This is a genomic window from Sphingomonas sp. 1185, assembly GCF_040544655.1.
Taxonomy (GTDB): Bacteria; Pseudomonadota; Alphaproteobacteria; order Sphingomonadales; family Sphingomonadaceae; genus Sphingomonas.
On sequence record NZ_JBEPKL010000001.1, the window covers coordinates 191579 to 215088 of the forward strand.

Consider the following 23510-nt stretch of genomic DNA (forward strand, 5'->3'; position numbering starts at 1 on the left):
AACAGGCAAACCGCCGCCCCGCCACGGTCAGAAGGTCAGTCGCCCGGTCAGCATCAGGCTGCGACCCTCCACGTTGTAGCGCGAGGTATCATAGGGCAGGTAGTCGACGACCGTGAAGGGCGCCGGTGCTTTGAAGATGTTGCGTCCCGCAAACTGTAGGCTGAAACGCTTCGATGCGATCCAGGACACCGACAGGTCGACGGTGGTCAACGGCTTCACGCGGGTGATCAACTCGGGATTGAGCTGCACCCCGGCCGCGTATATCGACATATAATCGTTCAGATAGCTGGGCGTGTGATACACATAGACGTTCGTACTCAGCTTGTCCCAGTTCCACTGGAGCGAGCCCACGATCTTATATTTGTCGACGCCCAGGATGCGACCCCGCTGGTCGATCTTCTGGCCATCGCTCAACCCCGTCGTTTCGGCGACGATATTGTCGACATACATGATCTTGGGCAGGAAAGTGCCGATATTGGTCGGGATCAGATAGCTCGCCTCATAGGTCAGCGAGTCGTAATTGGAACCGATGATGTTGTAGCGGACGTTGTTGAACGAGATGATCTTGTTGGTCGCCGGGTCGCGCGGATAGAAGAGCGGCAGCTTCAGGATGTCGACGGCGGGCATATAGTAGAAGAGCTCGCGCGTCGTCGCGAACTGATTGCGGATCCGGTTGCGGTTATAGGTCACGGCCAGGCTGAGGCCCGACAACGGACCGGTGGGCTGCCACGACAGGCTGTAGATCTGCTGGCGCGAGGTTTCGGGGCGAAGATCGGGGTTCGCCGCGATGACCATCGGGACGTTATAGGCCTTCTGCCCGTTGACCGGGCGAGCGCAATCGGTCGTGCAGCTATAAAGCGGATCGCCGACGATCGACGTCAGCGTCTGCTGCGTGCCCTGCACCGAATAGAGCTGGGTGGGCGGCGGCGCCTTGAAGCCGGTGGTGAATTTCGCGCGGAAGTCGATCGTGTTGGTCGGCGACCACAACATGCCCCAGGACGGCGTCGTGCGGCCGAACCGATTCTTGCCATAGATGATCTGGCCGCCCTGATCGACCGGTACCTTGTTGACGGTGCCGATCGCGCCGACGCTGCTCGTCACGTCGCGGCGCATGGCGATGTTGAACAACAGGCGACGGGCGAATGGCAGGGTATAATCCTTGCCCAGGATCGGCAGGTTGATCTCGCCGAAAAACGCATAGCGGTCCGTCGCCGGGTCGGGGCCAGCGATGCTGCTGATGAAGCTGTTCTTCAGCGTGTTGCGGGCATATTCCGCGCCGACGGCATAGCTGACCGAACCGGCGGGGAGCGCCAAGGCCTCGCCCGTGACGCGCCCTTCCAGATTGCTCAGCGAATTGCCCAGATCGTCGACGACATAGGGATAGAGGAAGGCCGTGACGCTGCTGCCGCCGCCGCTCGTCGTGCTCTTCCATGGGTTGAACGCGATATTCGGATCGCTGCTGGTCAGCGCGGCGCACTGCGCCTGGAACGCCGCCTTATAGCCCGCCAGCTGATTGGCCGGAATACGATTGTTCGCCAGCTGGAAATTATAGCAGGGATAGGACACGACCCCGTTTGTGACCGTGCGTGCAAAGCTGACCAGACTGCCCAGCTGCGTTCCCGAACCCGCAGTCTCGGTGCCCGACCGGGTATAGATCAACTGCAGCTTGGCGGCCTTGCCGAAATCATAGCTGACCCCGCCATTGGCGGTCCAGCTGGTCGATGTATTGCGGATCTGCGCGGGCACCAGCGTGCCGTCCGCGATCTCGGCGCCGGGGAAATAATTGACCCTGCTGGAATAGGCCGACGACCCGAAGGTGAAGGCGGGGAACGGGTTGTAATATTGCCCCGGCGCCAGATCGACCGCCAGCCCGCCGAAGATCGCATTGGCCTGCGAATTGCGCGCCTTGGTGTAAAGGCCGGTGCCGAAGATGCTCAGGCGATCGGTGATCTTCTGCTCGAAATTGACGGTCGCACTGACCGTCCGGCTGCGCGGCCCGGCGAATTCGGGCACATAGTCGCGGCTGCTGCTCAGCGTCACGGGAATCAGATCGGACCGCTTGGGCGCGCCCGTGAAGCCCGGCGGCACGCTGAGGCCCGTGGAAGGAGAGACCTGGCCGGTGGCGGGATTATAGACGCCCGGCACAACCGTCGTCCCAGGCTGCGTCCCCGAATTGAAGGTACGCTTGTCATACGCGGCATTGCCGTTGAAAAAGGGCGCGTAGTTGTTCGTCACATAGCCGGTCTTGGCGTTCACGATCGGATCGACCCGCGCGAATTCCAGTGTGGCCGCGATGCTGCCGCTGCCCCAGGCACGGCCGGTATACAGGCTGATCCGCGTATCGTCCGCGCCGGAGCTGGTCTCGCGGTGCGAAGCAGAAATGGTCGTACCGACGTAATTCTTCTTCAGGATGAAGTTGATGACGCCGCCCATGGCATCGGCACCATAGATCGCCGCTTGGCCGCCCGTGCTGATCTCGACCCGCTCGATCGCACTCAGCGGGATGCCGTTGAGGTTAACATAGCCCTGCTCGACACCCGCCGCTCCGGCAATCCGCCGTCCGTTGACCAGGACGAGCGTGTTGCCCGCCCCGACCCCGCCCAAGTTGGCCGCCGCCAGACCCAGCCCGCCGACCTGGGAAACGATGTTCGAACCGCTGGGACCGACGTTGGAATTCAGCGGTCCCTTACCACGGCTGTTGGTGATCGCGCCGATGGTCGAGACGTTCTGCGGCAAGGTGCGCACCAGTTCTTCGACCGAGGTGACACCGCGATCGCGAATTTCCTTGGCGTCGATGACGATCAGACGGCTGGTCTTGTCGCCGTCGCGCAGACGGCTGCCCGTAACCAGCACGTCGTCATTGCCTTGGTGCTTCCTGATGACCGGGGTTCGCCCGCGGCGAAGCTCGGCCTCCTTGATCTCGGCCTCCGGGTCGCCGGCCCTGGCAGCGGGCGCGTCCTCGCGCTCGACATTCCGGCGTGCCTTCTCCTCTTCTGCCGCGTCGCTGTTCTGCGGAACAGGAACCACGCCTTGCTGACTTTCAACTTGGTCGTTCGCGGCGGCACCCGGCGCCGTCGTTCGATCCTGCTGCGCGGCGGCTGCCCCGGTGGTGGCGAAATAGGCGATGAGCGAACATGCCCCCAGAAAGGCTGACTTCTTCATGATCGTACCCCCCATAGATACTATGATCGTCAGCGTTCGTGATGCGATGCCTTGGCTTGTCGCTCGGTCATTCGGTCCACGAGACGCTGTTCTATGACGGAGCCATGCTGCGCGACGAGGCTTGCACCAACCTTGCAGCAAAGGATTTGGAATGTCGCGATTTGTGGCATCTGCGAAATACTATGTCCCCGGACCGCGACAGGAGACGATGAAAAAGCCTTATGACGCAAACGTCAGGGTGAACTCGGCGCCGCCGTCCTCGACGTTTCGCGCGCTCATTTCGCCGCCATGCAGACGAACGATGGCGGCCACGATCGCCAGCCCCAACCCATAGCCGCGCCGCGCCGACACGGGACGCGCAAAGGGCTCGAACAGGGCGACGGGATCGATATCGCCAAAACCGGGGCCATGGTCGCGCACCGTGATCCGTCCATCGGCGTCGATCGCCACGCGGACTGTCGTGTCCGGCGGCGCGAAGGAGATCGCGTTGTCGACCAGATTGGCGATGGCGGACTCGATCAGCGTCGCATCGCCGGGGATCTCGACCTCGTCTCTCACGCTGTCGAGCATCAGCGTGACGCCTGCCTGTTCGGCAAGAAGTGCCCGCCCCCGGATGACCTTGGCGGCGGAGGCGGCCAGATCGGTAAAGCCCGTCACCTCCCGGCGATTACCGATGCTCATCAGGGTCAGCAGCTGGTTGACCAGCCGGGTCAGCCGCCGGACGTCGCCGACCAGCTTGTCCTTCTGCGCGCCGTCATCCATCAATTCCAGCCGGGTACGCAACACGGTCAGCGGGGTCCGCATCTCATGCGCGGCCGCCGACAGGAAGAAGGTCGCACGCCGCTGGGCCGCATCGACCTGTCCGATCAAATGGTTGACCGCGCGGACGAGCGGCAGGATTTCACTGGCCACGCCTTTTTCGGGTAGGAGCGCATCCAGCCGCTGCGGGTCGATCGACCGGGCCAGCCGCGCGACGCGCCGGATCGACCACATGTGTAGCGAAAAGATGGTGGCGAAGATCAGGAAGACGCCGCCCGCCGCCAGCAGGAAGTTGCCGCTGAACGCCCATAGCCATTTGCCCCGCGCACCCATAGGCCTGGAGCGATCGATGATGACCGGGTGGCGCAGGTCGCGATATTCGAAATAGGTCAATTCGTCGCACATGCGGAAGGACGCGTAGCCATCGCCGTCCTTGCCCTGCATGATCTTCTCGCCCTGGGTGCAGATGCTGGGGTCGGCCAATGTCCGATGAACCCGCTCCAGCGCGGCGAAACCGAAATGGCGGAAGAAGGCGGGCGGCCCGTTGCCGAACGCCCGGTTGCCGACCCGCACATAGAACCGGAAGTCGGGATTGCGCGCCTCGACCTCGCGGATAAGGCTGTCCTTGGTGATGTCGCCCGCATCCGACGGATCGTCACGGACGGTGATCATGAACTGGGCCAGGACGCTGCGGACCTCGGACTCCGTGGCCTGCAGGGGCGGCGCGACGTCGACCTGCACCGGCATGTCGGCCAGAGGCCGGATGACGAAGGCGTAAAGCCCCCAGCCGAGGAAGATCGACGTCAGCACCAGCATCTGCGCGAACATCGACTTGCGCCAGTCCCAGATGCGCCGCAGCAATCCCACCCTTGCCGTTCCCCGCCTCAGTGCGCCGCGCCTCCGTCGAGGGGCGGCATCGGCGGCAAGTCGCCCCCGTTCGGCCCCAGCTTCCGCTTTTCGAGGATTTGCGCAAGAGCGGCATAGACCCGCCGCTGATCCACCGCGTCGGGCCACAAGCGGGCTGTCGCGACCAGCCGCGCCATGGCGGCCGCCAGATCGTCGACATTGTCTAGCGGCCCGGCGGGATAGAGCATCTGGAGGAAGGCGGCACCCAGCATCGCCTCCGCCTGGGGCAGCAGGCCGCTGCGCACATAGACGCGGGCCGCCACGATCCTCCCCTCCGCCGCCATCACCGGCATCGCGCGCAGCCGCGCGTCAAGCGCGGCACCGTCCTCCGCCGTCAACGGGGCCGCGACGCGGTCGGCTAGCGCGAGCAGGCGCGCCACCTCATCGGCATCCGCCTTCCCGGCGCGAAGATCGGCCAGCATCGTCGCCAATTGCGGCCCGCCCTCGCCACGCCGGGCAGGGCCATAGGTGATGACATCGTACAGCGTATGCTGGCGTGCCTGGTCCTCGGGGGCCATCACGCCGGGATAACGCTGCAACTCGACCGACATGGCTGGCTGCGCCAGCAGGGCCGCCGCTGCCCCCTGCCCCTTGGTTGCCGCCGCCAGCGTATAGACGAGCGCGCGGCGGCCCCGCCCGGTATCCCCCTCGGTGGCGATGGCATTGGAGTGGCGCCATAGCGCCCGCAGCACCCGCGATGGCGGCGTGGGATCGTCCTTGCGCGGCTGAAGCAACGGCGCGAGGGTTGCGTCGTCGCCACGCACCACCGGCATGGCACTGCGCCCCTGCCGCGCCTCCACCGCGACCACCGCCGGGCGGGCCGGGTCGTGGCGCAGATAGGCGTCATAGACACTGGCGAACAGCCCGGCGCTCCCGCCACCGCCCCCTCGCCCACGCATCGCCCGCGCGCGGTTGAGAAGGGCGACCAGCCAGTCGGGATCGTCCGCGTCAACCTGCGCCGCCGTTGCGACGGCGGCTGCCTGGTCCGGCTTGTCGATCAGGCGATAGACCATCACCAGCATCGTCGCGGCGGACCGGTCGTCGGGGTGGCTTGCCACATACTCCTGAAGCGCAGGCGCAAGCTCGCGCCAGTCCGCATTGTCGACATACAGCGCCAGCAAATGCTCGCGATAGGCCGGGTTGGTCGGATCGAGCGCGATCATCCGCCGGGTCAGCGCCAGCCGCTGGTCGGGCGTGGTCTGCCCGTCCTGAACGGCGAAGTGCTGATAGACCTGCGCCGCGACCTGGGGATCGGGATGGGGATCGGCGAGGAAGGACTCGATCTGATCGCGACGGACATCGGGGAAGTGCCGGGCGATGGCGCGGTCCAGCCAGGGCGTCTGCTGCCCATTGGCGCGCATCGCCTCGCCCATCGTCGTCAGCTGGACGAATGCCTGTCGCTTGTCCCCGGCATACCAGCGTTCCAGCACGATCGGCAGCGCGGCACTGTCGGCATAGCGCGCCGCAGCAGCCTTGGCCGCGTCCAGCACCACGTCCCGATTGGCGGCCAGCGCATCGAACTGGAGCAGACGGGCGGCGAGCGGCGCACCGCTCCGGGCCTTGGAATCGCGCACCACGGCTATGTCGCGGTCCAGCACCGCCGCGAGCCGCGCCTTTTGGCCTGCGTCCAGCGGATGCCGGAACAGGCCGTCCAGCGTCAGCTCGCTCAGCCCCGAATCCCCTTCGCCACGTTCCAGCTGCGTGACGAGGCCGTTGTAAAGCGTGACCAGCTGATCGACCGAAAACTGGTCGAGCCAGTCCATGCCCCCGCCGCCATGCCGCCGCGATACGGTCAGGCTGATGCCGAGCGGCCGATTGCTCTGCGTGATGGTCAGGCGGACCAGCGCATCGGGCGACAACAGCGTCGTGCCCACCGCCTTGGCCAGCCGGGCATAACGCTCGGGCGATGCCCGGAACAGGTCGAACAGGATGCCGTCCCGCGCCGGTGAGGCCTGAAGTGGCGGCCACACCCAGTCGCGGAACCGATCGGGCGGCAGCAGGTCCAGCGCGTCGCTCAGCAGCAACAGGTAGAGCGGACGACGGAAACCCTCCTGCGGAGCGTTAAGGGCTTTTTCTTCCTCGGCCAGCGCCGCACCCAACAGGCCCTGCGCCGTCGTCTGGTCCCCTCGCGACAGGGCCAGCACCAGCGCCGCTTCGTCATTGCCGGTATCGCCCGCCTGCACGCGCAGCCCCGCCAACGGCCAGTCGGGTGCGGCCGCGACCGGGTCCCCGCCGCGCCCCGTCAGATGATGGCGTAGCCTGCTCACACGACGATAGGCCGGATCACTGCCGAAACGGCCGTCCAGCGCGGCATCCCATGCCGACAGCCTGGCATCGCCGTGTCCGGCATCGACAATGCGATGCCCCAGATCGACCAGCAGCGCGAGGCGCGGATGATCGGCCAGCGCCCCCGGCTTCGCGGCATCGACCTGTCCCATCTCGGTGGTGAAGCGCTGCGCCAGATCGGCCAGCATCGGGTCGGCGGCACCCGCCTCGCCCGGCCATGTCAGCAACAGTCCTTCGACCATCGTCGGATAATAGCGGCGGACGTCCAGCCCCCGCTCGTCGCGTTCGCCCATCGGCGTCGCGGGCTGCCGCGCCAGGAGGGAGCGCAGGCCCCGCCAATACCAGCGCCGCGCCAGCGCGTCCTCGCCCGCGCGCTCCTGAAGGATCGCGGTCTTGACCAGCAGATCGAAATTCGACTGGTCCTGGAGCAGCGCACGGGCATAGTTGGTCAGCGCCTGCGCCGGGCGTCCGGCGGCGGCATAGGCGTCGCCCTTGGCTTCGTCGACATTCACCAGCCCGCCCAAGCCGTTCATCATGGCAAAGGCGCGCTCGGACCCCGCCTCGTCGCCCTGCGTCAACAAGGTGCGCGCCAGATCGGCGTAGAGATCGGGCGGGAAGGACTTGCCCAGGGCCAGCAGCCGACGGGCATAGATCAGCTTGCGACGCGGATCGCCGATGATCGCCACCGCGCCCCCGTCGTTCGCGCCACCGCCGCTGAGCGTCGCCAGTTCGCGCAGCACGAACGCCCGCTGCTCGCCCGCCCCCGGCACCGTCGCCTCGGTCGCGCGGATTTGCAGGTCGAGATCGGCATCCGCCGCCGCGATGTCGGATAGCAGGCCGAGCAACCGGGGCATGGCGCCCCCGTCGGCGATCCGCTCCAGCACGCGCCGCTCGGCCCAGTCGAGCACGCCGTTTGTCGCCGCGTCGCTATCGGCCCCGTCCGCGACCATGTCGATCAGCGCATCGATCGCGGGCAGGAACTGACGCCCGTCGCCATGATCCGCGGCATATTGCAGCAGCCCGATCGCCTCGCCCCGCCGATGCTGGCGCTTGAGCTCGGTGGCCAGCCGCGACAGCGCATCGGCATCGTCGGGCCGCGCCGCCAGCCCCTCGCGCAGCTGCCGGATCGCCTGGGTATCGAGGTCGGCCTGCGCATAGACGGTGGCCTTGAACGCATGGGCGTCGCCTTCCCCGGTATCGGTCAATTGCGCCATCAGCCGGTCGAGGTCCTGCTGCCGCTGCTCTGCCGAGACGCCCGTGTCATCATGGCGCAACCGGGTCAGGATCAACTGGCGGACGTGCGCGTCGCGATTGCCGGGGTCGAGCGCGATCAGCCGCGCCAGCGTCGTTTCCAGCCGATCATAGTCGCGGACCCGCGCATAGAGCTGCGCCAACTGGTTGAGGAGCGACACTTCGCTTTTGCCGCTTCGCGCGGCGAAACGGCGTACCGCTTCGGCAGCGGCCTCGGGCTTGTTCTGCGCTAGACGAAGCGCGACCAGCAGGTCGATCTCGCCGGGCCGGATCGTGCCCGCCTGCAGCCGCGCGGTAATGTCCTTCGCCATCGGCTCCAGCCGGTTCATCCGCGTGGCGAGCGTGACGATTTGCCGCTCGATGATGTTGCGGCGGGCGGGCAACGTCGTGTCGGCCCACAGCGCCCGCCAACGGGTCAGGGCCTCGTCGTCATGCCCGGCCTCGGCGGCGAGCTGCGCGATACGGGCGCGCACGTCGTAGGCGGGCGCGCCCTTCGCCTCCAACCGCTTCAGCAGCGCCAGCGCCTGATCGGGGCGACCCAGCCGCTCATAACCATCGGCGACATCGGCGAGCAGCAGTCCACGGGTGTCGCCGCGCTCGACCGCCTGCAACTCCGCCAGCGCCTTGGCCATGTCGCCGCGATCCAGATAGGTCTCGAACAAGAACAGATGCGTCGCCGTCGCCACCGCCGGGTCGCCTGCGCTGCCCGCCAGCATCGCGACCGCCTGATCCTGAAGGCCCATGCCGATCATCGCGCGCGCCCCCGCCGTCAGCACGTCGGCCCGTCCGCGATTGGCGGCGAACATCTGTCGCCAGGCCGCCACGGCCTGCGCCTCGTCACCCTGCGTCAGATAGCTTCCGGCCAGCCGGGCATAGAGGTCGACCTGATGCGGATCGGCCGCGATCAGGCGACGATATTCCGCCTGCGCCGCCGCCCGGTCGCCCGACAGGTCGAGCACCCCGGTCAGGCGGCGGCGCAATTCGGCGCTCTTCGCCCCCTCGATCGCGGCGATGGCGGCCTTGGTTCGACCGAGTTCGAGCAGCACATCGACCTTCGCATTGGCGACCGGCTCGCTGGGCGGCAAGGCGTCGAGGAAGCTCAGCGCCCCGGCCAGGTCGCCCGTATCACGATACGCCTCGACGACCAGTGCCAGCGCATAGCGTCGATCGTCGGGCGTGGGCGCCGCCGCGAGCGCCGCCTTGGCCGCATCGCGGGCAGGCCCGGCCTCGCCCGCCGCCAGCGCCCATTGCGCCGCCGCCAGCCGCTGCCCGACATCGCCGCCCGGTCCCGCCAGGGCCAGCGCCGCCTTGGGCCGCCCAAGCAGCGCCAGAATATCCGCAAGCCGCCGCGCTCGGGCAGGCGGCGCGCCCTTGGCATAGCCCAGCAGCGTGTCGGGACGGCGGACCGCATCGATGATCGCCAGCCGCAGCGCGATCCGGCGCTTGGCCACCGGATCATGCTCCCGCTCCTCCGCCTGGCGATAGAGCGGCACCGCTTCCGCCACCCGGCCCAGCGCATCGAGCAGTTCGGCCTTGAGGTGATAGCCCTCGGCACTTGGCGCGCTCGCCAACGCCGCATCGGCCGCGGCCAGCGCACCGCTGCGGTCGCCATCGCGCCAGAGGCGTTCGACGCGCCGGACATCGGTCGGGGCTGACGGGTTCGAGCCATCCGTCTGAACCGGACGAGCCATCGCCCAGGACGGGCCCGTCAGGCTGGACGACAGCGACAGGGCCAGCAGCAGCGACCGGAAGGCCGACCGGCGGGGAGAGAAGCGCATCATCGAATTCCTGCGATGCGGCGCGAGGGCCAGCGCCGATAGCCAATGTCGAACAGATAGAGTCCCAGCGCCAGCAACGCGATCCACGGCCAGAGGTCGATCGCGCGCAAGCCGCCGATCCGCTGCACGGCTCCCGGCGCGGCGGCGGGATCGTCGCGGTGCCATCCGCCGGTTCGCGACGACAGGCTGGCGAGCGGCAGCGCCATGAACTCCGGCATCGCATCGACCGGCCGGACATCGGACGAGGCCGGATCGGCGGTCCGGGCAAGATGGTCGCCATCGCGCACCTCGATCCGCGCGGGCTCCCCGGCGGGCCACGCGATGTCCGACACGAACAGGCCCGGCGCGCGCTCCTCCAGACCGTCGATCCGGCGCTGAGGGCGTCCGTTCGCGTCGACCGACGCGACAACGGGCATCGTCCCGCTCAAGGCGCCCGCCCCGTTGCGCCGCACGGTGATCGTCAGCCGATCGAAGCGACGCGCCGTCTCGACGGTCAGATCGGGTCGAGCGCGCGCGGTCATCGCCAGCAGCCGCGCCAGCCAGCGGCCATAATCGGGCCAGCCCCGCCAATTCGCGGTCCCGGCCCCCAGCGGCTCGGTCATCATCACCGTGACACGCCCGCTGCCCACGGGCCAGCTCGACACGATGGGATCGCCGCCATCGGTGCGAAGCAGGACCTGGGCGTCCGGGCGCGCGCGGGTCGGGACATAGCCGGACAGCGGTGGCGGGGCGCTTAGCGACGCGCCGTCCGACCAGCCGGGTCGCGTCTCCTGCCGTACCGCGACCGTTCCGCTGCGATAGCCGGGGTCGGGCCGGGTCTGCGGCTGTTTGAAGTCAAGTTCGACCAGGTTGAACTCGTCCGGCACCGAATAGAAGCGGCCGCGCCCCACCCGCGCCCAGTCGGCCATGCTCTTTTCGTCATCGACTTGCCCCCCGACCGCGACCGTCGAGACGTTGATCCGGTTCTCGGCGATATGACGTAGCAGTTGTTGATAGCGGTCCTCCGCCACGCCACCGTCCGAGATGACCAAGATGTGCTTGTAGCGCGCGTCCAGGTCCTTCAGCCCGTAAAACGCTTCCTGCAGCGCAGGAAACAGGACGCTCGCGCCCTGCGCCTGCATCCGCCCGATCGCTCGCTCGACATCGGGCAGGTCCGTCGCGTGGTGCATCGGCACCGACCATTGCCGCGCGCCATAGAATTCGACGACGCCGACCCAGTCATTGCCGTTCAGCTTGCGCACCGTCTGCCGCGCCACCTGCTTGGCAAGCTCCAGCCGATCGCCCTGCATCGAACCCGAACTGTCGATGACGATCGCCAGTGCGACGCTCGGGCGGACCTGTTTTTCCTGTCCGCGCGCGATGACGGGCAACGCTGCGCCGAGCGGCGTGTCGGCATAGCCGCCCGCGCCGAATGCGGCCATGCCGCCCGAGACGAACAGCCCCGTTCCATCCTGCGCCACCGCGCGGTTGAGGCTTTGCTGAGCGGCGACCGGTAGGTGCGCGGCGGGCAGATCGTCGATCATGACCAGCGGCCAGCGCGCCGGATCGAACCCTTGCGAAAGCGAGCCTGGTGCACGCTGGTCGACGACGAAGCTCGGCCCCAGCAGCCGCTGGAGCTGCCCAGCCGCGCCCTGTTGCCGCTCACCCAGATAGAGGAAATGGCGCGGCTCCTGAACCGCCGCCAGCGTCTCGAAGCCGCCGCGTCCGTCCAGCTCCACGCGCAGCGGCAGGAACCCGGCACGCTCCGTCGGAATATCCAACGCGACATGGGTTTCGCCATCCGCGCGAAAAGACGGGCGGGTCAACAGCCGCCGGTCGCCGCTGAATACCGCCAGTCGATGCAGGGCGCCGTCCCCCTCGACCACGACATCCCCGCGCAAAGTCTCCCCGACCCGCGCCGGGGCCAGTCGCAGATCGGCGACAAAGGCGGGACGCGAGGCGATGGGTACGGAAATCGTATTGACCGGAATGCCCCGCGCGACGAACGCAGCGATACCGTCCCGCCAATGGTCGTCGGTCGACAGCCCGCTGCCGATCAGCGTCACCGCCCCGTCCGAGCCGAGCGGGATCGCCTGCGCCGCCTTGCGTAACGCGCGGGACAGCGAGCCGTCCTGCACCACCACGCGCCGCTTGGCCGCCCCGCCCAGCTGGATCACCGACAGCCGGGCATCGGCGGGTGCCTTCGCCATCAGCCGGTCGAGCACGCGCCGCGCCGCCGCCTGGCCTGCCGCGCCCAGGACGGGTCGCTGATCGAGGATATAGACCTGTGCCCCCGCGCCGTCACGGTGCACTAGGCTGGGCTGCATCATCGCCAGGATCAGGCAGGCGAACACCGCGCCCCGCATCGCCGCCTGCCGCCAGTGCGGCCGCGCCCGCATCGGCCACCAGATCAGCGGCGGGACGAGCAGGAACAGCCAGGCGGCGACCGGAAAGAGGAAGGTGATGCTCACGACAGTCCGGCCCTCAAGGAATTACGCGCCGCTGCACCAGCCACCACTCGATGCCGAGCAGGACGCCCGCCGCCAGCAGCAACAGCAGAAAGGGCAGGTCCGATGGCCAGATCCCAGCGCTGTTCGCCACCGCCGGATGCGCGCTGGTGTCGGCTACTGCCAGCGTGGTGGCACGGTCGGTCAGGGATACCGTCGCTTCGCTCTTGCCCGGCGGGGCTGTCAGGGGATCGCCGCTGTCCCCGGCCTGCGCAAAGGAGCGCCAAGGCTGCCGCTGCCCGAGCCAATGGAGGCCGCGGCTGACGAAGACCGGCATGGCGGGGCTTTGGACGAAGGGTGACGCGGGCGCGAAGATCGTACGCCATGCCGTGATCCGGCGCTGGCGGGCGTCGCGGATATCTACACCGACCGACCGGTGCAGCGCATCCGCCAGCGCCCCGGCATTGAGCTGCGCCAACCCCAAAGCATCGAGCCGCGCGGCGATCGGCCCGCGCTGACTTTCGTCGGGTCCGGCAAAGGTAAAGGCCTGCGCCGACGCATCCGACAGCATGAGGCCCGGCCGCCCGGCCGCGCGAACCGCGACCGGGTTCCCGACCACGACCTGCGCCTCGGCAGCGGGCACGACGGTCAGGGACGGGTCCGCCGTTACCGCCGCACGAACGGCGGGCGGCGTACCGTCCAGCAGCGCGACGTTGATCGGACGGCGATCGGCCACCTGCATTTCGGCCTTGTCGTCTGCCGCAAAGCCGTCGCCCTGCGCGAGCGCGACGCCGACCATTTCACCGGCCGCGTCCACGTCTCGCGCCAGGAAGCGCCCGTCGCCCAATGCCTCGCCCCGTGACGCCGTGATACGGCGCCCATTCTCGGTCCAGCGCAGATCGGCAGCGGTCGGCAAAGGCCGATGCGCCGCCGCGACCGTGACCAGCAGGTCCGCCTTGCCAACCTGCCCCGAAGCTGCCGGGGTGACGCCCAGCGCGACGATACCGCGATTGTCCGGCACGGGGTCGGCCAGATAGCCGTAGCGCAGGCGCGCCGAATGTGGGGCCGCGCGTGCGGCGCCCCAGGCACCGTAATAATGAACCGTGGCAGCATCGGCCGTAGCCGCCCACGTGGCGAAGATCGACGGCCGGATTTCCGCCGACACCATGTCCAGTCGCCGGGACAGCAGGGACACGCTCTCCCCCGGCGTCAGCAACCGCGTCCCGACCGCATCGCCCAGGATCACCTCGCGGCGGTCGGCGGGGGTTGCACGCACATCGGCCAGCAGCGCCCGTTTGGCCCGTGCGAGGTCGCCGCCGCCGGTCATCAACGCCGAATTGTCGAGGTAGAAGCGCTGCAATCCACCGCCGCTCGTCACCGAGACCACTTGCGGATGAGCCGCCGCGAGCCATAGCAGAAGCGCGATCGCCAGAACCAACAGATAGGCCAGCCAGTAGCGGAACCGCCCCCCCAGCACACGAACCGGCGTATCGCGCAACGCCTGCGCCCATAGACCGGCGGTGGGCAGGCGTAGCACCCGCGTCCGCGCGCGCAGCCGTTGCAGCAGGAAGACGATCCCCGCCAGCGGGATCATCCCCGCAAGGGTCAGCGGCCAGCCGAACTGGGTGAAGCTCATGGCAGCACGCTCCCCGCCGTAAGCACCGGCACCAGCTGGTCGAGCACGTCGCCATCCGCGTCCATGCGAACCAGGGTCGCACCGCGCTGCCGCGCGAAGGCGTCGAGACTATCGGTGAAATCCCGGTAGGCGGCGCGATAGCGCGCGATCAGCTCGGGCGTCACGGTCATGCCCGCACCGTCACGCTCGCCGTCCTCGATCACCACATCGCCGTCCAGATCGGCCAGAAGGCTCGGGTCCGCGTCGGAGGCACGAACCATCTGCACCAGCAGCAGCCGATGGGGCAGCGCCTCCAGCCCGGCGAGAACCCCCTCCAGCCCATCGTCGTTGAAGAAGTCGGACACCAGGATCACCAGACCACGCCGCAACCGCATCGACGCCAGCTTGACGACCGCTCCGGCCAACGCGCTGCGGCCCTGCGCCACCTGATCGGCCAGGGTTTGCGCGACGCGGGCGATCCCGCCCTTGCCCGCCACGCTCCTCATCGCGGTGCCCATATCGTCGCTGACCGTCATCAGGCTGACCGCGTCCTGCTGCCCCAGCGCGACGGCGGCCAGCGCCAGAACGGTGCGCATCGCCGGGCCGATGCGGGGCGGGCTTTCGACAAACATGCTGCGCGACACATCGAGCAGGATATAGACCGGCAGGTCCTGCCGTTCCTCGAACACCCGGACGAAGGCCTTGCCCAGCCGCCGATAGATGTTCCAGTCGATCGCGCGCAGATCGTCGCCCGCGACATAGGGTTTGAAATCGGCGAAGTCCGATCCCTGCCCGCGCGCCGATGTCCGCTGATCGGCCAGACGACCGCCCTTCTGCGCTGCCGCGATCCGCAGGGTGAGCGTATTGACCCGATCGAGGAAGACGGGATCGAAGAGTTCGTCGAAGCCGGGGGCGCTGGACAGGTTCACCGCCCTACTCCCGGTCGGGCGAAATAGCGTTCGAGCAGCCGATCCTCCTGCACGCTGCGGGTGCGTTCGGGCAGCGATGCGTCCGGCCCCTGCCCGGCCCCGCGCGACTGGGCCGCAACCGCGCCCGCCGTCATGGCGCGCGGAGGGGCGTTGCGCGTCGTGCTGCTGACCGTCCCGGCATTGACCGTACCGATAACCCGATCCTCCATCGGTACCGCCAGCATCAGCGACGACGATCCGCGCGCCCGCTTGGCCCCTTCCTGACCATCGCCGCGATTGGAGCCTTGCTGCCCATTATTGTTGGCTCGGCCCGAACTGCCCGAACCTTGCGATTGCTGGCCCGACTGTTGCCGATTGCGCGAGCCGGAAGACTGCGGCCCCTGACTGCCACCCGGATTACGCGGCGCGGGCGGCGAACCGGCCGGGGCGGAGACACCCGCCGCCGCGCCATTCTGCGCCCCTTGCGGCGGCGTGGCACGGCTTTCGGCCGCCATGGCCTGACCGTCACCGCGCGTCTTGGCATCCTCGGCGCGCTGGCCGTCAGGTCCCTTGCCCGACGGCCCGGTGCTGTCCGCCTCCCCCATGCGTCCGGTGCTCCCCACTCCATTTGCCCGCCCGCTGCCCGACGATGGCGATGCGCCACTTCCTACGCTTTGCGACTGGCCGAGGAGCCTGGCGGTATCGTCGGAACCGCCACCCGCTTTTGCCATGGCGGATGCCCCGACCGCGCTCGCTGGCGAACCGCCCGTCGCGCCGCGACCTGCCGCGCCGGCTGATGAGTCCCGGCCGCTGCCCTCCCCGCCCCGACCATCTCGATCGAGTTCGGGATCTCGGCCATCGGGCCGAAGACCAAGGGCCATGGCCACCTGATGAAGGGCGGAGGACTCCCCCCCGCCGGACCCGACGGACGAAGAGGGCCGCACAGCCAATGCTGCCATCAAGACGGCCAGCGCCAATATGGGCATGACCCATCGATACCGACCATATTGCGCAGACCGGGCTTCCCCATCGACCTGCGCCGACAGGGCACGATCCAGCCATGGCATCGCCTCCTGAAGGGCCGCCTGGCGGAAGCCGTCCGGCCGGTCATCCGTCAGGAATTCGGCCGTGACGACCGCCCGATCTTTCAGCGCCAGCGCGCGGTCGACCGAGGCCAGCGCGGCGCGACGCTCCACCCGGAACCGCGCCATCCGCACAGCGACCACCAGCAGCATCACGACCAACGGCACGACGACAGAAAACGCGATAGCGGGGAGAGCCGCCACGGGCCGTATCATCGCCCAAGCCGCCACCACGACCGGCACGACGATCGAACTCCGCAGGGCCAGATCGCCCCCGTCACGCCAGGCCGCCCCGCGCGCGGCCGCGGCCAGCGTCGCGCGCCCCTTCTCCTCCAGCCTGTCGAGCCGCTGATGGAGCAGCCCGTCCGATCGATCGTCCATCCGCGTCCCCGCCCCCAATTCGGGACAAGCCCAAGGGTCTAAGGCGGCTGGCTTGCACCAACCTTGCCCCCTTGTCGCGCGATACCGACGAGCCCGGTTCCTGCAAGGCTGATGCAAGCAAATCATGGTTCCTGTGGGTCGTCGCCATGAACATGGGGCATGGGTCATGATGGGATCGTCGACGTGAAATCTGCCAAACGCGCTTTATGGCCTCTCTGGCTCGCCGGTACGGCGGCCTGCCTACCCGCACCCGCATGGTCCCAGGCAAAGCCGACCACGCCCGTGGCCCAAGTGGCCAGCGTGGCCTTCGAGCGCTTCACCCTGCCCAATGGCCTGACCGCGCTGGTCCATACCGATCACAGCAGCCCGTCGGTCTTTGTCGGTCTGTGGTACAAGACCGGATCGCGCGACGAGCCGCCTGGCAAGACCGGCTTTGCGCATCTGTTCGAGCATTTGATGTTCCAGAGCACGGCGCATCGCCCCCAGGAATATATGGCCGCCCTGAAGGCAATCGGTGCGGTCGGTGCCAACGGCATGACCCGCACCGACGACACCGTCTATTTCGAAACGGTCCCGACCAACGCGCTTGATTCGGTGCTGTGGCTGGAGTCCGACCGCATGGGCTATCTGGACGGGGGCATCACCCAGGGTCTGCTCGACGAACAGCGTCGCGTGGTGCTGAACGAAAAGCGTCAGGGAGAACTTCGCCCCGAGGAGATGGCGTGGCGGCATTTCCTGACCGCCTTCTATCCCGCCGGTCATCCCTATGCCCACCCCACGATCGGCTCGACCGAGGATATCGAGGGCGCGACGCTGGATGACGTGAAGCGCTGGTTTCAGGGGCATTATGGCGCGGGCAATGCCGTGCTGGTCCTGTCCGGCGATATCGACGTCGCCGCCGCGCGCGAGAAGATCACCCGCTATTTCGGCGCGATCCGCCCCGGCACGCCGATCAGCCGACCGCTGCAATGGACACCGTCGCTGACCGAGACGCGGCGCGACCGCCTCTATGGCGATTTCGCGCAGACCAGCATCTCGCGAAGCTGGCCCATCCCGAACACCTCGCCGCGCGACACGACGCTGCTGCTCCTGGCCGCGCGCGCCATGGCGGGGCCGAAGGACGCGCCGCTCGTCCGGGCGCTGGTCACGGACGCGAAGGTCGCGACGGGCGTGACCGCGACGGTGGACGAAAGCGCGCTGGGCAGCATCCTGAACGTCGCGATCGCGCTGCGCCCCGGCGTTTCCCCCGAGGTCGCGGAACATGCGCTCGACGCCGCACTGGCGGATTACGCGGCCAAGGGACCGCCCCCTTCGCGGTTACAGAGCATCATCGCCGCCACGGACGCCTCCCTGCTTCGCTCGCTCGACGATCATGGCGCGGTCGGAAACCGATTGGGCGAGGGGGAAGTCGCGCATGGCGATCCCGCCTATTTCCTGAAGCAACGTACCTGGATCAACGAAGCGCGCCCCGACGATGTGCGGACGGTCGCCGCCAAATGGCTCGCCCGCCCTTATTATGAGCTGGTCACGATGCCGGTCCCGGATCGGCAGGCCGCCAGCGCGGATGTCGACCGCAGCCATATGCCGCCGCCCGGCCCTTTCAAATCACAGATCCTCTTTCCTCCCGCCACCACCATGACGCTGGCCAACGGCCTCAAGCTGGTTGTCGCGCAGCGTACCGGAACCGCCACCGTAGACCTGAGCCTGCAATTCGCCGACGGCACGCTGACCGATCCGGGGGTTGCACCGACCATCGTCGCCAATGCCTTCCGACTGCTGGGGGCAGGCGCCAGGACCCGGTCGGGCGATCCGGTCGAACAGCGACTGTCGCAACTTGGTATCCAGATGGGTGCCCAGGCTGGCCCATGGAGCAGCGCGGTTCGCTGGAGCGTGGCGAACAACCGGCTGGACGACTCCTTCGCGCTCGTCGCCGACCTGGTCCGGCATCCCAGCTACCCCCAAACCGCCGTCGAAGACGCGCGCGCCGATGCGATGCACGGTGTGGAGGCACAGGCCCGCAATCCGTTCGCGGCCGAAATGCCGCTGCTGAACCGGGCGATCTGGGGCGACACCGATCCGCGCGGCCACATCCCCACGAAGCCGGATGCCGATGCGGTTTCACGCCAGCGGCTGCTTGATTATCAAAGCCATCATATCGTGCCCGGCGATGCGACGCTCTATGTCGTCGGCGACGTTTCGCCCGAGCGGGCCAGGGCCTTGGCCGAGAAATATTTCGGCAATTGGGGCGGCCCGGCGCCGCATCCTTACCCGCCGATGCCGGTTGCCCCGCCCGAGGCCAAAGGCCCCCGCCTGATCCTGGTCGACGCGCCCGGCGCGCCGCAGAGCAGCATCACGGTCGGCACGCTCATCCCGCCCTTCGACAAGGATCGTTCGGCGGCCGAGAACCTCGCCGTCGCCGCGCTGGCCGATATCGGATCGGGGCGGCTCAACGCCAATCTGCGACAGGACAAGGGGTGGAGCTATGGCTTTGGCGGCGAAATCCAGGATGCCCCGAGCGGCAGTCGCCTCTTCGTGGCGCGCGGCACCGTGCAGGCGGATCGCACCGCCGCCAGCCTGGCCGAACTCCGCCGCGAGTTTCTGGAATTCGTCACGACGCGCCCGCCGACGGAGGCGGAACTGAATGCCCAGCGCGACACGATGATCCGCGCCGCGACGCTTCGCTATTCGCGGAACGCGGCGTTTCTGGATTCGCTGGAAACATCGGGCAGCTACCACTTGGCCTATGACCGTCCGACCACGCTGGCACAGCGGCTGGACGCGGTGACACCCCAGGATGTGCAGGACGGCGCACGCCGTCTTCTCCGGCCCGATGCACTGACCTGGGTCGTGATCGGCGACCTGACGTCCATCGAGCCGCAAATCCGCGCACTGGGCCTCGCCCCGGTCGAAGTCTGGGACGTTCACGGCCGCAAGCTACGCTGATCAACCCTTTCCCTTCTCATCGATCCTCAGGAACCGCCCATGTTTCTCCTCGCCGCCATCGCCCTGGCCCAAGCCAATCCCACCGTGCGTGCATCGCCACAGCCGCCCGCCCCCGCAATGGCCCCGGCGCAGGCACCGCTGCTGCACGATACGCGTGGGCGGCCGGTCATGACCGTACAGATCAACGGCAAAGGCCCCTTCCCCATGGTGGTCGACACGGCGGCACAGACCAGCCTGATGAGCCGCGCCCTGGCCACGGAACTGGCGCTCAAGCCGTTGAACGGCGGCATCGGCGTGAACGGGGCGACGGGCAGCGAACAGGCGCGGCTTTATCCAGTCGACCGCATGACCAATGCACTGGTCGATGCGCGTTATGTCGCGATGGTCGAACTGGCCAATGGCAACGTGACCGATGCACGCGGCATCATCGGCATGGAGTTCTTTACCAGCCGCAAGCTGCTGATCGATCGCAGCACGAACCGCATCGCCGCCGAACCCTCTGCCCCCGCAGGCCCCGGCTTCGCGACGATCGTGGGCAGCAGGACCGGCGAAGGTTTCGTCCAGATCCCATTGACGCTGGACGGCGTCCGCATCCCCGCCCTGATCGACACCGGCGCGGCCGTGACGATCGCCAACACCGCCGCCTTCCGCCTGCTCGGCTGGGCCGATAATGATCCGCGCCTGAGCGACGGCGGCGAAATCCGGGGTGCCTCCGCGGGTAGGCAAAAAATCCGGATCGCCCGGATCGGCACGTTGTCGATCGGCAAGATCGGACTGTCGAACGTGCCAGTCATGATCTCGGACGACAATGATCCCAAGCCCTCGATCATTCTGGGCGACGACCTCCTTAATCTATTTCCTGCTTATTCAATTGATTTTCCGCGCGCCGAGCTGAGCATCAAGGTACCTGCCAAAAATTAAGACATAAAGGCTCCTTAGGGTCAGGACTCGTTGATTACAGCCAGAAGATAACGGTAGCAGCGAGAGCAACAGCGGAGAAGAAGGCTGTAGGACAGCGATCGTAGCGGGTAGCGACACGACGCCAGTCCTTGAGGCGGCCGAACATGATCTCGATACGGCTGCGGCGCCGGTAGCGGCGCTTGTCGTATCTGACCGGGTCGTTGCGTGATCTGCGGCCTGGGATACAGGGCTGGATGCCTTTGGCCTGGAGCGCATCCCTGAACCAGTCGGCATCGTAGCCGCGGTCGCCGAGCAGCCACTGTGCTTTTGGCAGATCATCGAGCAGCGCTGCCGCGCCCGTGTAGTCGCTGACTTGCCCGGCGGTCATGAAGAAGCTCAAGGGGCGGCCGTTCGCATCGGCGATGGCATGGAGCTTGGTGTTCATGCCGCCCCCGGCCTTCGCCGGGGCAGGCATTTGGTGCGGCCGATCAGGCGCCCAAGATCCCCTTTTTAACCCGCAGGCTCGAGGCCGTGCGGTGCGCCTTCAGGTAAGTAGCGTCGATCATCACCGTCTTCGGCTCGGCACCAGCTTCAGCCAGCCCCTCCATCATCCGCGTGAACACACCAGCTTCGCCCCAACGCTTCCACCGGTTGTACAGCGTCTTGTGGGGGCCATAGACGCCGGGTGCGTCTCCCCAGCGCAGCCCATTCTTGTTGACGAACACGATGCCGCTCAGCACGCCCCGGTCGTCCACGCGAGGCTTCCCGTGGCTCTTGGGAAAGAACGGCCGCAGCCGATCCATCTGCTCATCCGTCAGCCAAAACAGGTCGCTCATTCCGGTCTCCTTGCGGAGCGTGAGTCAGATCGCGACCCTCATATCAATGGGTCCTGACCCTAACGCACTGGATTTGCGACCGTGTCACGCCGCAGTGCGCAGTTGGTCCGGCAGCGGTAGCTCGAAGCCGCTGGCACTCTGTTCCTCGAGGATATCGGCGAAGCGCCGATAGGCGCGCATGTAGCCGTCTTGCCGTGCCTTTTCGCCGCGCACCGGGGCGCGTGGGTGGTGGCGGAGCTTCAGGTCGGCGTCGAGCCGGTATGCGCCCCAACCCTCGCCTTCCGGGATGAGCCAGCAGGGACCGCCGCTCTGTGGCAGCCATAGCCAGCAGTGCTCGGCGACGACGGCGCGGTCGTCATCGTCGACGAACACCAGCGCGACGTTGGGGACGCCGGCCCAATCCTCCCGGAAGGAGATGTGCAGGATGTCCTGGCGTGAATTGCGGACCCAGTTGGTCCAGTGGAGCAGATTGAGAGGGCGGACGGGCGGGCCGACGATGATTGCGAGTTTGTCATCGAGGTTCGCCTGCTGGCCGGGCGAGCCGATCAGCAGGTGGCCGACGGCGGCGATGAGGTTGGCGGCCTGCTGCTGAGGGGTACGTTCGATCATATTCATTACCTTCCGTTGCGACCGACGCAGGCCGAGCCATGCGCCGATCTTCTTGTTTTCCGCCCTCCAAAGGGCGCATATTCTTTGTCTGTTCTGATCTGGACTCAGGGCGCGAGCACTTCGCGCTTGAGTGTTTCGGCCGTGATGGCCTCGTGCAGGACGCGGTCGCCGTATCGTCCCCAATCGGCGGCGTAGGGCCGGTGGGCGCAGTGTTCGGCGACGAAGCCCGTCAACCGCCGCATTGCCTCCAGGATCGAGACGGTGCCACCGGACAGGTGGCGCCAGCGCATCAACAGTGCCGCCGTGCTCAGCACATCGCCCTCGCAGACCGAGCGGACCGCCGACCATTTGCCCTGCTGCATCAATTGCGAGACGAGGTCCGGCCGGCAGGTCAGCTTGGCCGGGACGCCCAGACGGGCGGCGACCTCGGCGAGGTGCGCGGGTGCCGCCCCGCCGCACATCTCGCTGCAGAGGTCGAGATGGCCCGACGCATCGCGCCGCCACGGCGACAGCAGGCCGGTGAGGCTCGGCGGCAACCGCAGCCCGGCGTCGATCGCCCCGATCAGCATCTGCGGCAGGTCGGCGTGGAAGCCACCCCAGGTCACGAGTTGGACGTGGTCAAGCTGCTCCATGTCGGTGAAGAAGGCCTTCAGGACAGCGGCTTCGTCCTGCTCCGGCAGGCCGCGCGTTTCCAGCCTGACCGGGCGCAGGCCGTCCTCCGCCTCGGTCATTACCAGCCAACTCAGCGTCGTGATCCGGTGACAGGGCCAGCGCGGTGTCACGCGCGGGTCCATGCGTAATTCGCGCGAAGACAGGTTTGCGGCATCGGCGGGCAGGAAGCGTTCGCTTGCCTGGTATCGGCCATGCGCTTCATGATCATAGGCGAGCTCGGCATCGAGGACGACGACGAAGCGGGGCGCGGTGCTCTTCCAGAGCGCGGTCAGGTCGTGGTGCATAGTGGGTCTCCGGCGGGCGCTCGCGCGCCCGCATGTCGATGGGTAAAGGTCAGCGGGTGGCGGGCTGATCGGCGCGCCAGCGGTCGAGGGCGCGGAGCGTGGCTTGTGCGGGATGGTGGGCGTCGTCGAAATCGCCGAAGCCTTGAGCCCAGCATCGCCATCCGGCGATCGCCTCGCCGATCAGTTCGACCGCAGTGGTCGCCGGGTCCGGCAGCAGGATGGTCGGCATTTCTGCAGCGCACTCGTCAACTGGCGTCTGCGGCGGGCACATGCAGGGCATGAGATGCGCGCGTGCCTGACGAAGGTGCCATGTGTGGCCGAGCGGCAGGGCCCGCCATCGTCCCGCTGTGTCGGCGGCGGCCATTATGATTTGCGGATGGCGCGCTGGATCGGCCAGCGCGAGCAGACGGTAGGGGACGGCGCCAAAATTGTGCCAGCTGATCACGGCATGGGGTGATGCCATCTGGGGCTCCAGCCAGTCGAGCAGATCAAGGACGGTATCCCCTTCGCCGAGGCAGCGAGCCTCGGTCGAAAAGCGGTAGCCGTCATGATCGTGGGTGACGGTGAGCACGCCGATCCCGCAGAGGATGCGGGCATCCGGTCTGTTGCGCGCAGCGGGACAGGCCCCGATGGTGCGGATGGCGAGTGCGATCGATGAGGGCGCAAAACCTCGCGCCTCGACCGACAGGTCGATGAGAGACATAGGCATTTC

Annotated in this window: 12 protein-coding genes and 1 pseudogene; 2 read left to right on the forward strand and 11 right to left on the reverse strand. The window is 67.7% G+C overall.

All coding sequences use genetic code 11. The features are described 5' to 3' along the window. Positions 1-27 precede the first annotated feature (27 nt). The 7 genes from ABIC44_RS00905 to ABIC44_RS00935 form a co-directional block, all read right to left on the reverse strand. A complete protein-coding gene (locus ABIC44_RS00905; RefSeq protein ID WP_354293098.1) occupies positions 28-3162 on the reverse strand; it encodes a TonB-dependent receptor domain-containing protein in 3135 nt (1044 codons plus the stop codon). 219 nt (positions 3163-3381) lie between these two features. After that, on the reverse strand, positions 3382-4788 hold the full coding sequence (locus tag ABIC44_RS00910) for a sensor histidine kinase (RefSeq protein ID WP_354293099.1): 1407 nt from the start codon (positions 4786-4788) through the stop codon (positions 3382-3384). Between the two features lie 17 nt (positions 4789-4805). Beyond that, positions 4806-10145: a hypothetical protein gene (locus ABIC44_RS00915; protein WP_354293101.1), complete on the reverse strand. Its 5340-nt coding sequence runs from the start codon at positions 10143-10145 to the stop codon at positions 4806-4808. Beyond that, a complete protein-coding gene (locus tag ABIC44_RS00920) occupies positions 10142-12592 on the reverse strand; it encodes a VWA domain-containing protein (RefSeq protein WP_354293102.1) in 2451 nt (816 codons plus the stop codon). Before ABIC44_RS00920 ends, ABIC44_RS00915 begins: the two co-directional genes overlap by 4 nt. Before the next feature lie 13 nt (positions 12593-12605). Further along, complete coding sequence (locus tag ABIC44_RS00925; RefSeq protein WP_354293103.1) at positions 12606-14204, reverse strand: hypothetical protein; 1599 nt, start codon at positions 14202-14204, stop codon at positions 12606-12608. Beyond that, entirely contained in the window at positions 14201-15112 is a 912-nt protein-coding gene (locus tag ABIC44_RS00930) for a DUF58 domain-containing protein (protein WP_354293104.1), read from the reverse strand. The genes ABIC44_RS00925 and ABIC44_RS00930 overlap by 4 nt, the downstream gene beginning before the upstream one ends. Then, positions 15109-16554, reverse strand: a complete 1446-nt coding sequence (locus ABIC44_RS00935) for a hypothetical protein (RefSeq protein WP_354293105.1) — start codon at positions 16552-16554, stop codon at positions 15109-15111. The genes ABIC44_RS00930 and ABIC44_RS00935 overlap by 4 nt, the downstream gene beginning before the upstream one ends. A 183-nt stretch (positions 16555-16737) precedes the next feature. Here ABIC44_RS00935 and ABIC44_RS00940 point away from each other — a divergent pair, with 183 nt between their 5' ends. Together ABIC44_RS00940 and ABIC44_RS00945 are read left to right on the forward strand one after the other, a co-directional pair. After that, a complete protein-coding gene (locus ABIC44_RS00940) occupies positions 16738-19497 on the forward strand; it encodes a M16 family metallopeptidase (protein WP_354293107.1) in 2760 nt (919 codons plus the stop codon). 39 nt (positions 19498-19536) lie between these two features. Further along, positions 19537-20418, forward strand: coding sequence for a retropepsin-like aspartic protease (locus ABIC44_RS00945; protein WP_354293108.1), 882 nt, complete (start codon positions 19537-19539; stop codon positions 20416-20418). A 34-nt stretch (positions 20419-20452) separates the two neighbouring features. On the opposite strand, the pseudogene ABIC44_RS00950 reads toward ABIC44_RS00945, so the two are convergent. From ABIC44_RS00950 to ABIC44_RS00965, 4 genes and pseudogenes are all read right to left on the reverse strand, one after another. Then, positions 20453-21233 (reverse strand): annotated as a pseudogene (locus tag ABIC44_RS00950) (IS5 family transposase). A gap of 84 nt (positions 21234-21317) precedes the next feature. Continuing rightward, a complete protein-coding gene (locus ABIC44_RS00955) occupies positions 21318-21842 on the reverse strand; it encodes a hypothetical protein (protein ID WP_354293109.1) in 525 nt (174 codons plus the stop codon). Positions 21843-21946: 104 nt separating this feature from the next. Beyond that, positions 21947-22798, reverse strand: a complete 852-nt coding sequence (locus ABIC44_RS00960; RefSeq protein ID WP_354293110.1) for a hypothetical protein — start codon at positions 22796-22798, stop codon at positions 21947-21949. Positions 22799-22847: 49 nt separating this feature from the next. After that, entirely contained in the window at positions 22848-23501 is a 654-nt protein-coding gene (locus ABIC44_RS00965) for a hypothetical protein (protein WP_354293112.1), read from the reverse strand. Positions 23502-23510: the final 9 nt, after the last annotated feature.